Raw genomic sequence first — 12125 nt, 5'->3', positions numbered from 1 at the left:
TTGCCTTTTGAAATCCCACATTCCTATAAATAAAAATCCCCTGCGATGCAACTGCACCGCAGGGGATTTCGTCTGGAGCTGGTGGCCGGACTTGAACCGGCGACCTGCTGATTACGAATCAGCTGCTCTACCAACTGAGCCACACCAGCACGCAAGACAACAATAATATTATACAGATTTTACAGAATAAGTCAAGCCCTTTTCCCGGAAAACTGCGAAAATTATTCCGTCCGGCGGGGCGATAGTCACCTGCGGGTAACCAGATAACAAAAATGTGCTTACTTTACGCCGTGCCGCCCGCGTGCTATGATACAAATAAGAAAGCAATATTTCAGCTGAAGGAAGGAAAAGGCCGTATGACCCAGCCGCAACGCCGCCGCTATCTTTTACAGGCGCTTTTACAGGAGCGCCCCGAATACCGTGATTTGGCCGTGCCGCAGGACACAGCGGGGCAGAAGCAGCTGCTGCGCGCCCTGCTCAATGTGCGGGAGGCGGCGCCCTGCAGCCCGGAATTTATACGCGTGCAGGACGAATATCTGCAAGCAGAAACCGCCGCCAAGGGCATTACCGATGTGAACAGCCTGTGCCCCGTGCGGGAAGGGCTCTATCTGTGGCAGGGGGACATCACAACCCTGCGGTGCGACGCCATTGTCAACGCAGCCAACAGCGGTATGACCGGCTGCTATGTGCCGAACCACCGCTGTATCGACAACTGCATCCACACCTTTGCGGGCGTGGAGCTGCGCAACGCCTGCGACCGCCTTATGCGCCGCCAGGGCCGCCCCGAGCCGACCGGTACTGCCAAGATTACCCCCGCCTACAATCTGCCCTGCCGCTATGTGCTGCACACGGTAGGCCCCATTATTACGGGCCGGGTGACACAGCATGACCGGGAGCTGCTGGCCTCCTGCTACCAAGCCTGCCTGTCACTGGCGGCGGAGCATGGTCTGGAAAGTGTGGCGTTCTGCTGCATTTCCACCGGGGAGTTCCATTTCCCGAACGCCGAAGCCGCCGCTATCGCCGTGCAGACCGTGACCGGATTTCTGCGCCAGAATACCCCGATAAAAAAGGTGATTTTCAATGTTTTTAAGGATACCGACCGACAAATTTACGAACAGCTCCTCCGACCCGATTGCAAGCCTGCGCACAGCGCTGGCTGAGGCTGACACCGTCATCCTCGGCGCGGGGGCGGGGCTTTCCACCTCCGCCGGCTTTACCTACAGCGGGCCGCGCTTTCAGGAACATTTTGCGGACTTTGCCGCCCGCTACGGCTTTACCGATATGTACTCCGGCGGCTTTTACCCCTACGACACGCAGGAGGAGCACTGGGCCTACTGGAGCCGCTACATCTTTATCAACCGCTATCAGGACGCCCCGAAGCCAGTATATAACAAATTACTGAAATTGGTTAAGGGTAAGGATTATTTCGTCCTGACCACAAACGTAGACCATTGCTTCCAGAAGGCGGGCTTTGACAAGCGCCGCCTGTTCTACACACAAGGCGATTACGGCCTGTTCCAGTGCAGTGAGCCGTGCTGCCAGAAAACCTATGACAATGAGGAAATCGTCCGCCGGATGGTTGAACAGCAGCATGATATGCGTGTGCCGAGCGAGCTTGTGCCGCGTTGCCCGGTCTGCGGCAAGCCGATGACGATGAATCTGCGGTGCGACGACACCTTTGTCGAGGACGAGGGCTGGCACACCGCCGCCGAGCGCTACAGCGCTTTCCTGCGCCGCCATGAAAGCAGCAAAACACTCTTTCTGGAGCTGGGCACAGGGTACAACACCCCGGCAATCATCAAATACCCCTTCTGGCGTATGACGGTGCAGTGGCCGGATGCCACGTATGCCTGCATCAATCTGGGGGAGGCCAGTGCGCCCCGGGAAATCGAAAAAAAATCTATCTGCATCAATGCAGATATCGGTGCGGTGCTTGACGCACTGGAAAAATAACCTTGCAAAAAAGGCAGCTGCCCACACCGGGACAGCTGCCTTTAACTTTTATGATTCGGTTTTGTCTGCCGGGTCCTCGGCGAGGGTGGCGCTGTTGTTGGCTACCGGGATGAACCGCTTGGCAAACTTGTTCTTGCCGCGGCTGCGCACATAAAAGTAGCCGATGATGGAGAAGGTCAGCGCGCCGATGAAGTTGACGAACAAATCCTCCATCGTGTCCAGAAGGCCGATGTCCAGATAGCCGCCCAGCCCCAGCGCGGTCTGGGTGCCGTCCGCCTGCACAACAATGACGTCGGTGATGTTTTTCAGCACATACGGCGTGTTGCCACCGGTGGAATCCAGCATAATGGAGCCGATGGTGTTCACCACGGTGTCCTTCTGCATATCCAGGAAGAAAAGCTGATCCATCGTACATTCAAAAAATTCCCAAATGACGCCGACCGTCATTGAGAAGCAGAACGCCACGATGGCCAGATACAGCGGCGACAGGTGAAACCGCGCTTCGTTGTGGCGGTTCAGAATGTCCAGCAGGGAGAAGCCGATGGCCGCACAGAGGAAACCATTCAGCGTGTGCAGCACGGTGTCCCAGTAGGGGAAGGTGACGTAGTACGCGCCAATCTCACCCAATATTTCGGCCGCATAGATAAACAGCAGAATGATAATCTGCAAAGTGTTCGGCAGGGTGATATCCAGCTTGCGCTCCAACAGGCCGGGCATCGTAAACAGCAATAGTGTCAGCACGCAGAGAAATACGTTTTCAAAATTGCCGTTGAAAATCTGTGCCAGCATCACCAGCACAACAGAAATGCGCAGCAGGATGTAGACCAGCGTGACGGAGCGTTTTTCGTGCCAGCTCTTTTTGAGCGTTTCAATTCTCGGGTGGGCCATGATTTCTCCTTTTTAATCATCCAGCGTAAAGTCCTTCGGATCCAGCTCGGGCAGAACCTGACGGCGCGGCACACGCATCAGGGGGTCATAGCTGAACCGGCGGCAGCAGTAGTAGGGCGAGACAACGCCCTTATGCTTGCACAAAACCATTTTGGGGTCGGCCGCGGCGGCGCCATGCAGGCAATAGGCACAGGCAGGGGCAATGTGCGCGCCGTAGTAGGTCTTTTTAAACATTAGCGTCACCCCAAAACACAAAATTATACCACTATTCATTATAAAGGCTTTGTCGCAGCTTGTAAAGTGCTGCCGCCAAAAAGATAACCCCCCACACGGCGGCATCGGGCGGCATACGCCACAGCGGCACCACCCGCGCTGACAGGGTACTACACACGGCCGCCGCGCCGGGCAAAGCCCGCACGCAGAGCCGCACGGCTATCTGGAGCAGCACAAAATGCAGACAGCGGCTGACGAACAGCACCCGCGGACAGAAGGCCGCACCCGCAAACAGCTGAATCTGCGCCCAGACAGACACCCCCAGCAGGCTGAGCGCCCCGCAACACCCATACAGCGCTGCCTGCCCGCCCAGAGCAGCAAGGTCAGCGCACCCGGCGGAAATTTCCAGCACAGCGCTGACAACCGCCGCAGGCAGGGGCAGCACCCGGCATAGAACAGCCCCGGCAAGCCGGAAAAACACCACGCACCCACAAACAGACAGTGAGGAGGTCACCGCAGCGGAAATCGCGCCGGGAAGGGTGGCCCCATCCGGGGCAGCTATGGCGCGCTGTGCCGGACGCTGCGCGGGCCCGGCGGGCGGCGGGGAGGCATCCGCTCCGGCAAGGCGCAGCAGCGCCGCCGCGCCAAGGTTGGCCGCAAGCTGTGCCGTGTACATCACCACGCCCAGCCGCACATTGCCCAAAAGAAGCCCGCCCACACAGCCGACGACAAACCCCGGCCCGGAGCAGCAGCCCAGAATTTGCAGCCGCACTGCGTCCTGCCGTGGTATGCGCTCGCCGCTGTACAGCTGCCCGGCCAGCCTTGCGCAGACGGCGTACCCGCCCACCCAGGAGAGCAGCACGGCCTGCGCTGTATCGGGCGAGGCAAGCCCCAGCACGCGCTGCATGGGTCGCAACAGCGCGGCGGGTGGTGCGGCGGCGGTCAGCAGCTCGCACACCACAAAGAACGGAAACAGCGCGGGCAGCACGCTTTGCAGGCAGAGAGCCGTGCCCGCGGCAAAACCCTGCGCGGCGGCCTTGGGTGCGGCCAGAACCAGCACCCCCAGCAGGAGCGCCGCCAATGTGCAGAGTCGATTTTTTGTGTTGTTCATATTGCGCACCTCACTGCGTATACTGGACTGACAGCTTTTGGGTGGGGAGGGAACAGCCATGAAACCAAAAAAGCCGCATCCCCGCCGCCGGTGGCAGCGCCCCGAGCTGCGCCCTCTGGCCGCCCCGCCGCCCGAGAACTTCTACCGCCTGCCGGAGCTGGAGCTGCGCGGCGGTAGCCTTTTGACCGATGGCTGCCGCCGGGTGCTGGACTTTACCCCGCAGCGCATCTGCCTGGATATGGGCGACACTCTGGTAACATTGTATGGCGAGGGTCTGCAGATAGAATCCTTCGCGGGCAAAAGACTGATACTGGCCGGGCGCTTCACGCGGGTGGAGCTGCGCGGCAAATGGGAGGAGGTGCCGCCGTGAAGCTGCAGCTGTGGGCAGCGGATGTTTTCCGCTTTGCCGTCACCGGGACGGAGCCACACCGATTCCTGAACCGCGCCGCTGCAGCGGGGGTGCGTCTGCGCCGTGTCCGCTGGCAGAAGGACGGCTGCACGGCCACCGCCGGTGGTGCGGACCGCCGTCGGCTGGAGCAGCTGGCCCGCGAGGGTGGCTGGACGCTTACCGTCACGGCCCGGCGCGGCCCGGGACGCCGCGCCGAGGCGCTGCTGCGCACACGGCTGGGGCTGGCCGTGGGGGCGGTGCTCTTTTTCGCGCTGCTGCAGCTTTTGGGCGGCTTTGTCTGGTGCATTGATTTTGGCGCGATGGACGCCGATCTACAGCCCGCCATGCGTGCTCTGCTGGCGGACTGCCACATTCAGGAGGGCACCCGGCTGACCCAGCCGCTTCTGCAGGCGGCACAGGCGCAGGCGCTGCGCCAGAGCGAGGTCTTTGGGTGGATAAGCCTGAACTTCACCGGCGGGTGCCTGCTGATAGAGAGCACTCCGACGCAGAGCCGGACCGTGCAGCAAACCCCGCCACCGCAGGGGCTGTGCGCCAAAGCGGACGGCAAAATTCTTGCGGTGGAAACGCAAAGCGGTTTTGCGCTGGTGAAGGTCGGCGATACAGTCATACGCGGCCAGCCGCTGGCATCCGCAGAGCGCCTTGACCGCAAGGGGCGCGCCGTGGTGCAGGGGGCGGCGGGGCGTATCACGGCCCGGGTGGAAAAGCAGTACACGGCCGACCAGCCGCTGACAGCGGAAGCGGCGCTTTACACCGGCCGCAGTGCGGAGGAAGTCACCCTCTATCTGCCCGGCTGCACCCGCACCGCCGCCCCGGCTGTGCCGCTGGAAGGGGAGCGGCAAACCGCGTGGGAGCCGCTTCGGCTGGGGCGGCTGGCGCTGCCCGGCTGCCTGCGCCGTGTGACCACGTGGGAAAAGACAACCGGCACGCTGACCTACAGCGAGCCAACCGCCGCCGCGCTGGCACTGCGCCGCTGCCGTGAGCAGCTGCTGCAGGAATTTCCGGATGCCGAAATCGAAGCGGAGCAGCGCGAAATTTCCGCTTCTGATGGCGTGGCGCGCGCTGCTGTGGCCTATATTTTCACCGCTGACATTGCAGAACCGCAGTGATTCAACATTTTTTGCGTACAGTGACGAAATGACGGATAAAATTTTGTGCAATATTCACAGTTTCTTTTGAGAAAAACTGTGATATAATCTAAATGTATAGCTATCATCGGGAGGATTTGAATTTGGCAGAAAAATCTCTTGAGCTGGACAGCATTGAGCTGGCAGCGGCCATCTTTGGCAGCGGTGACCAGAATATTCATCTGCTGGAAAAGGAGTTCCGCGTCACGGCTGTATGCCGCGGTTCGGTGCTGCGCTTTACCGGAGAGCAGAAGGATGTGGACGCCGCCGCCCGCGCTGTGGACGGTATGATTACCCTGATGGAAAACCACACTCCGCTGGAGGAGCAGACGGTGCGCTACTGCATCAGTCTGGCCCACGGCGCAGAGCAAAAGCGCCTGCAGGAGCTGACGGAGGATTTTGTGGCCGTCACCGCCAAGGGGCGTCCCATCCACCCCAAGACGCTGGGGCAGAAGGAGTATCTGACCGCCATCCGCAAGAATGCCATCACCTTCGGCGTCGGGCCTGCGGGCACCGGCAAGACCTATCTGGCGGTGGCTATGGCGGTCAAGGCGTTCAAATCCAAGGACGTGAGCCGTATCATCCTGACCCGCCCCGCTGTGGAGGCGGGCGAGAAGCTGGGCTTTCTGCCCGGCGATTTGCAGAACAAGGTGGACCCCTATCTGCGCCCGCTGTATGATGGCCTGTTTGATTTGCTGGGGGCGGAAACCTTCCAGAAGCTGTTTGAAAAGCAGGTCATCGAGGTGGCCCCGCTGGCCTATATGCGCGGCCGCACGCTGGACGATGCCTTCATCATTCTGGACGAGGCGCAGAACACCACGCCGGAGCAGATGAAGATGTTCCTGACGCGTATGGGCGTGGGCAGCAAGGTGGTGGTCACCGGCGATGTGACCCAGATTGACCTGCCCGATAAGGTCCGCAGCGGCCTGATTGACGCGCTGCACGTTCTGCGGGATGTGGAGGGCATAGCCCAGGTGCGCCTGACCGAGAAGGACGTTGTGCGCCACCGCTTGGTGCAGCAGATCGTAAAAGCCTATGAAAAAGCTGCCGAGGAAAAGATGCCCCGGCAGAACCAACAATAAATCATAACTATATAAACGGAGGTAGATTATCGTGTCCAATAAGGTACTGATTACCAATGATCAGAACGTAGTCAAGGTTCCTTCCGGCCTGCGCATCCTGATTCGCCGCAGCTGCAACGCTGTGCTGGATTTTGAGCATTTTGACGGCCCGGCTGAAATCAGTGTGACCTTTGTGGATAACAACCGTATCCACGAGCTGAACAAGGAATACCGCGACAAGGATTCCGCCACCGATGTCCTCAGCTTTCCTCTGGGTGAAAACGGCGAGTATGACATCGACGAGGACAACGGCTGCAAGCTGCTGGGCGACATCGTGATTTCGATGGAGCGCGCCATGGAGCAGGCCGAGCTGTACGGCCACAGCCTGCAGCGCGAGGTTGCCTACCTGACGGTACATTCCATGCTGCATCTCTTGGGCTATGACCATGAGGCCGGCGGCCTGGAGGCAGTGCGTATGCGCGAAAAAGAAGAAGCCGTCCTGATCCAGCTGGGCCTGCCCCGCACGGTTTCGTATACGAGCGATGAAATTTGAGAAGCTGACGCATTTTGCCCGGGGCTTTGTCTATGCCTACAACGGCATACGCGCCGCCATACGGGAGGAGCGCAATTTCCGCTTTCATCTGTGTGCGGCGCTCTATGCCTTTGTGGCAGCCTACTGGGCGCAGCTGCCTGCGGTGGAAACAGCTCTGATCGCGCTCTGTGTGGCGGCGGTGCTGGCGCTGGAGCTTGTCAACTCCGCCATTGAGCGCGCGGTGGACAAGCCCGATACCACCCACTGGTGGACCGCGGGCGCAGCCAAGGATATGGCGGCAGGTGCGGTGCTTGTCATGGCCATCGGCACGGTCATTGTGGCGGTATGCCTGTTCTGGCCGCGGCTGGACATTCTGTGGGCGGCCTTTACCGCGCGGCCGACACGCCCGCTGTGGCTTCTGCTCACGCTGATTGTATTTTACAAATTTATTTTCCGTTCTTCCAACTCAACAGAGAAAGGCAAACAACCGAATGGCAAAACCGATTCCTGAAATGCCCTCCAGCGTCTTTGTGGCGCTGGTGGGCCGCCCCAACGTGGGCAAATCCAGCCTGACCAACTACCTTGTGGGCGAGAAGGTCGCCATCGTGACCAAGAAGCCCCAGACTACCCGCAGCCGCATCACTGGCGTTATCACCAAGGGCCCGGTGCAGTATGTGCTGATGGACACCCCTGGCATCCACGCGGCCCGCAACAAGCTGGACGCCCGTATGACCCAGACCGCCGCCGCCAGCCTGAAGGATGTCGATGTGACGATGATGCTGTTTGAACCGGCGGGGGAGTTTACCGACGCCGAGCTGACCATGGTCAAGGCTCTGCAGAAGGGCGGGCCCGCCATTGCGGTTATCAACAAGGTGGACTTGCTGGATAACTTCGCCGCGCTGGAGGCCCGCAAGAAGCAGCTGGAGGAGTTCGGCTGCTTTGACCACATTGTCACCATCTCGGCCAAGGACGGCACGGGCTGTGATGATTTGTTTGCCATGCTCAAGCCCTACGGCAACGAGGGCCCGCACTACTTTGACGATGACGCTTTTACCGATATGCCGGAGAAGGAGCTTGTGGCCGAGCTTGTGCGCGAGAAGGCGCTGCTCTTCCTGCGGGAAGAAGTCCCCCACGGCATTGCCGTTGTGGTCGAGCGCTTCAAGGAGCGCCCCGACAAGGACCTGATTGACATTGATGTGGACATCTACTGCGAGCGCAAGAGCCACAAGGGTATGATTATCGGCAAGGGCGGCCAGATGCTCAAAAAAATTGCCTCTGCCGCCCGTATGGATATTGAGGAGCTGCTGGGCGTGAAGGTCAACCTGCAGTGCTGGGTCAAGGTCCGCGAGGACTGGCGTGACAACGAGCTGCAGCTGAACTCTCTGGGCTTCGCCAAGCCGTAAGCGGATTCTTGTATTCTGTTTTCTGACCGCAATTCCGCCAACATCCCCGCCGCCGTTGTGCTACACTGAACGCACAGGGGGTGGGCAGTATGGCAGACCCGGCACACTGGCTGCGTTTTGCGCAGACCGGCAGTATTTATGACTATTTAGCGTACAAAGCACAGCAGCGCACAGCACAGGAGGATGAAAATGCAGGTGGCGACAACGGGCCTTGTGCTGCGCCAGGTCAAGGTGGGGGAGGCCGACCGGATACTGACCATCCTGACGCCTGATTTAGGGGTGATTTCGGCCTCGGCCCGCGGCAGCCTGCGTATGAAAAGCGCGCTGTTCAGCGCAACCGGGCTGTTCTGCTACTCGGAATTTGGGCTGTCCAGCGGGCGCAGCCACTATTTTGTGGACACCGCTCAGGTGAAAAAGGTGTTCCACGGCATTTCCGCCACGGTGGAGGGGATGGCGCTGGCCAGCTATATGTCGGAGATTGCGATGGAGCTCTCCCCGGCACCGCCCGAGGCGGATGCCCAGCTGCGCCTGCTTTTGAACTGCCTGTATATGGTCAGCGAGAAAAAATACCCCTGCGCCCAGCTCAAGCCTCTCTATGAGCTGCGGTCCTTGTCGCTGGCAGGCTATATGCCCGATGTGCTGGCCTGCGCGGGGTGTGGTAAATATGACGGCGGGGACTTCTACCTTGACCCGGTCGAGGGACGCCTGCTCTGTGCCGACTGTGCCGAGAAGGCGCGGCATATCCCCAATCTGGACACCGCCGCCCTCTACGCGCTGCGCCATATCTGCCTGAGCGAGGACAAAAAGCTGTTCGGGTTCAAGCTCTCACCCGAGAGCCTCAAGGAGCTTTCCCGCACCAGCGAGCAGTACACGCTGGCGCATCTGGAGCATGGGCTGAAAAGCCTGGACTTTTTAAAAACCGTACTTTGACTAAGGAGACCAAAACCCTGTATGGATACCACCTATAAAACAACCCTCGAGCTGGACAAGGTGCTGGCCCGGGCTGTGCAGCTTTGTGCCTGCCAGGAAACCAAGGAAATGATGCAGGCGCTGCAGCCCGCCCCCACGGTGGAGGACGAGCGCTATGACCTAGCCCAAACCAACGCCATCAATGCGCTGCTCATCAAAAACGGCAGCCCCCGCTTCGGCAGCGTGCGCGAGGTGCGCCGTATTGTGGCCCACGCCCACAAGGGCGGCATCCTCTCGATGGGAGAGCTGCTGGAAATCGCCGCAACGCTGCGCAACTTTTCCGGCCTGTCCCAGTGGTATGGCCTGAGCGAGCATGAGATGCTGCCCACCGATGATTTGTTCTTTGCACTGGCACCTCAGCCGGTGCTGGAAAAGCAAATCAGTGAGAGCATTCTTTCGCCGGAGGAAATGGCCGACACCGCCAGCGTGACCCTGCACGATTTGCGCCGCAAAATCCGCCAGACCGAGGATTCCATCCGCACCAAGCTGGATAACATCATCCGCAACTCCACCACAAACAAGTTCCTGCAGGACGCGGTGGTCTCGCTGCGCAATGGCCGTTATGTCGTGCCGGTCCGCGCCGAGTACCGCGGCGAGGTGGGCGGCGTCATCCATGACGTATCCTCCACCGGCGCAACGGTCTTTGTCGAGCCAACCGCCGTGGTCGAGGCCAACGCCCGCATTATGCAGCTGCGCGCACAGGAACAGGAGGAAATCACCCGGATTCTGACCTCCTTCTCCACGCAGGTGGCTTCCCTTGAGCCGCAGTTCTCCTACAGCTATGATGCAATGTTGAAAATTGACCTGTTGCTGGCAAAGGCCCGGCTGGCCGTGGAGCAGAACGCCTTTATGCCCGCTGTCAGCGATACAATCTGTTTCAGGCTGAACAAGGCCCGCCACCCGCTGATTGACAAGAAAAAGGTGGTGCCGGTGGATATATCGCTGGGCAGTGAATATGACACCCTTGTCATCACCGGCCCCAACACCGGCGGTAAAACCGTCTCGCTGAAAACCGCGGGCCTGCTCAACGCAATGGCGCAGCATGGCTTTTTGATTCCCGCACACGAGAGCAGCATCGTCTGCCACTTTGACGAATATCTGGTGGACATCGGCGATGAACAGAGCATTGAGCAGAGCCTGTCCACCTTCTCCGGCCATATGAAGCGCATCAGCGGGATTCTGGAGCTGGCCGGGCATGGCACGCTGACCCTGCTGGACGAGCTGGGCGCGGGCACTGACCCCGCCGAGGGCGCGGCACTGGCTGTCAGTATTCTGGAGCGTCTGCGCCATCAGGGCAGCCTGCTTATGGCCACAACCCACTATGCCGAGCTGAAGGTCTATGCGCTGGAAACGCCCGGCGTGGTGAACGCCAGCTGTGAATTTAACGTAGAGACGCTGATGCCGACCTATAAGCTCAGCGTCGGCGTGCCGGGCAAGTCCAATGCGTTCCTCATCAGCGCCAAGCTGGGGATTCCGCAGGAAATCATCGACGCCGCCCGGAACCATATGTCCAATGACGACAAGCGGCTGGACAGTGTGCTGTCTCAGCTGGACGATTTGAAGGTACAGCTGAAGGAAGCGCAGGCAGAGGCGGAGCAGGCCAAGTATGACGCCGAGCACGCGCTGGAAAGCGCCGAGAAAAAGCGCGACGCCCTGATTAAAAAGGGCGAGGATGAGCTGGAAAACGCCCGCCGTCAGGCCCATGACCTGATGCAGCAGGTGCAGAACGAGGCCTACAGCCTGACGGACGAGCTGCGCCGCATCCAGAAGGACGAAAAGACCAGCGCCGCCCAGCGCGCCGTCCGCGCCCGGGAAATTGCCCGCAAGGACACAGAGGCGCTGCTGAAAAAGACCGATGCCAAGCCGCAGCCTGTCAAAGAGTTTGTGCCCCTCAAGGAGGTACAGATCGGGCAGGAGGTTGTCATTGCAGACCTCGGCCAGACGGCCACCGTCACGGCCCGCCCGGACAGAAACGGTATGGTGGAGGTTCGCGCCGGTATTATGAAAACCAAGGTGCCGCTTTCCAACCTGCGTGCGCCGGACAAGATGGAAAAGCGCAAGCCCGCCGAGCCGCGCCGTTCCACCCACGTGCAGCTGGATAAGACCCGCAAGACCAGCATGGAGCTGAATCTGCTGGGCTACACCGTGGACGAGGCACTGAACGAGGTCGACAAATTCCTGGACAGCGGTATGCTGCGCGGCCAGTCCACGCTGTACATCATCCACGGCAATGGCACCGGCGCCCTGCGCACTGCTATCCAGAAGCATCTGCGCACCCACAAGGCTGTCAAGAGCTTCCGTCTGGGCCGCTATGGCGAGGGCGAAAGCGGCGTGACGGTGGTAGAATTAAAGTAATAATTCAAAACAATCCTGTGTTTTTGTCTATAGCAATTGTTCGCTGTATCTGCTATGCTGGTGGTATATTGAAAGGTGTGGGAACACGAAATCAACAAGAAGGCGAG

General features: G+C 59.9%; 13 protein-coding genes and 1 tRNA gene. 10 read left to right on the top strand and 4 right to left on the bottom strand.

Features of this window, described 5'->3' with window-relative positions; translation table 11 throughout:
* Positions 1 to 73: 73 nt before the first annotated feature.
* Positions 74 to 149 (bottom strand) — tRNA-Thr (locus NE623_RS08370).
* 207 nt (positions 150 to 356) lie between these two features.
* Here NE623_RS08370 and NE623_RS08365 point away from each other — a divergent pair.
* Together NE623_RS08365 and NE623_RS08360 are read left to right on the top strand one after the other, a co-directional pair.
* Entirely contained in the window at positions 357 to 1160 is an 804-nt protein-coding gene (locus NE623_RS08365; protein WP_256272097.1) for a protein-ADP-ribose hydrolase, read from the top strand.
* Complete coding sequence (locus NE623_RS08360) at positions 1081 to 1953, top strand: SIR2 family NAD-dependent protein deacylase (RefSeq protein ID WP_256272098.1); 873 nt, start codon at positions 1081 to 1083, stop codon at positions 1951 to 1953. Before NE623_RS08365 ends, NE623_RS08360 begins: the two co-directional genes overlap by 80 nt.
* Positions 1954 to 2001: 48 nt before the next feature.
* On the opposite strand, the gene NE623_RS08355 is transcribed toward NE623_RS08360, so the two are convergent.
* From NE623_RS08355 to NE623_RS08345, 3 genes are read right to left on the bottom strand one after another with little or no spacing between them, the layout of a single operon-like run.
* Positions 2002 to 2841 (bottom strand): hypothetical protein, encoded by an 840-nt coding sequence (locus NE623_RS08355; RefSeq protein WP_256272099.1) that lies wholly within the window; start codon positions 2839 to 2841, stop codon positions 2002 to 2004.
* A 12-nt stretch (positions 2842 to 2853) separates the two neighbouring features.
* On the bottom strand, positions 2854 to 3075 hold the full coding sequence (locus tag NE623_RS08350) for a hypothetical protein (RefSeq protein ID WP_256272100.1): 222 nt from the start codon (positions 3073 to 3075) through the stop codon (positions 2854 to 2856).
* A gap of 31 nt (positions 3076 to 3106) precedes the next feature.
* Positions 3107 to 4165 carry a hypothetical protein gene (locus NE623_RS08345; protein ID WP_256272101.1) on the bottom strand — a complete coding sequence of 353 codons (1059 nt, stop codon included), beginning with the start codon at positions 4163 to 4165 and terminating at the stop codon, positions 3107 to 3109.
* 58 nt (positions 4166 to 4223) lie between these two features.
* Here NE623_RS08345 and NE623_RS08340 point away from each other — a divergent pair, with 58 nt between their 5' ends.
* The 8 genes from NE623_RS08340 to NE623_RS08305 all read left to right on the top strand — a co-directional run bounded on the left by NE623_RS08340 (position 4224) and on the right by NE623_RS08305 (position 12018).
* Positions 4224 to 4535 (top strand): YabP/YqfC family sporulation protein, encoded by a 312-nt coding sequence (locus NE623_RS08340; RefSeq protein ID WP_256272102.1) that lies wholly within the window; start codon positions 4224 to 4226, stop codon positions 4533 to 4535.
* A complete protein-coding gene (locus NE623_RS08335; RefSeq protein ID WP_256272103.1) occupies positions 4532 to 5680 on the top strand; it encodes a sporulation protein YqfD in 1149 nt (382 codons plus the stop codon). The genes NE623_RS08340 and NE623_RS08335 overlap by 4 nt, the downstream gene beginning before the upstream one ends.
* Positions 5681 to 5802: 122 nt before the next feature.
* Positions 5803 to 6780, top strand: coding sequence for a PhoH family protein (locus tag NE623_RS08330; RefSeq protein WP_256272104.1), 978 nt, complete (start codon positions 5803 to 5805; stop codon positions 6778 to 6780).
* Positions 6781 to 6811: 31 nt separating this feature from the next.
* Positions 6812 to 7312, top strand: a complete 501-nt coding sequence (gene ybeY / locus NE623_RS08325) for an rRNA maturation RNase YbeY (RefSeq protein ID WP_147610340.1) — start codon at positions 6812 to 6814, stop codon at positions 7310 to 7312.
* Positions 7302 to 7802 carry a diacylglycerol kinase gene (locus tag NE623_RS08320; protein WP_256272105.1) on the top strand — a complete coding sequence of 167 codons (501 nt, stop codon included), beginning with the start codon at positions 7302 to 7304 and terminating at the stop codon, positions 7800 to 7802. Before ybeY ends, NE623_RS08320 begins: the two co-directional genes overlap by 11 nt.
* Positions 7783 to 8694 carry a GTPase Era gene (era, locus tag NE623_RS08315; RefSeq protein ID WP_256272106.1) on the top strand — a complete coding sequence of 304 codons (912 nt, stop codon included), beginning with the start codon at positions 7783 to 7785 and terminating at the stop codon, positions 8692 to 8694. The genes NE623_RS08320 and era overlap by 20 nt, the downstream gene beginning before the upstream one ends.
* A 189-nt stretch (positions 8695 to 8883) precedes the next feature.
* Positions 8884 to 9624, top strand: a complete 741-nt coding sequence (gene recO, locus NE623_RS08310; protein ID WP_256272107.1) for a DNA repair protein RecO — start codon at positions 8884 to 8886, stop codon at positions 9622 to 9624.
* Between the two features lie 21 nt (positions 9625 to 9645).
* Complete coding sequence (locus NE623_RS08305) at positions 9646 to 12018, top strand: endonuclease MutS2 (RefSeq protein WP_256272108.1); 2373 nt, start codon at positions 9646 to 9648, stop codon at positions 12016 to 12018.
* The last annotated feature ends 107 nt before the right edge of the window (positions 12019 to 12125 follow it).

It is taken from the genome of Gemmiger formicilis (genome assembly GCF_024462815.1).
Lineage (GTDB): Bacteria > Bacillota > Clostridia > Oscillospirales > Ruminococcaceae > Gemmiger.
This window is presented reverse-complemented; position numbering and strand designations above follow the sequence as displayed.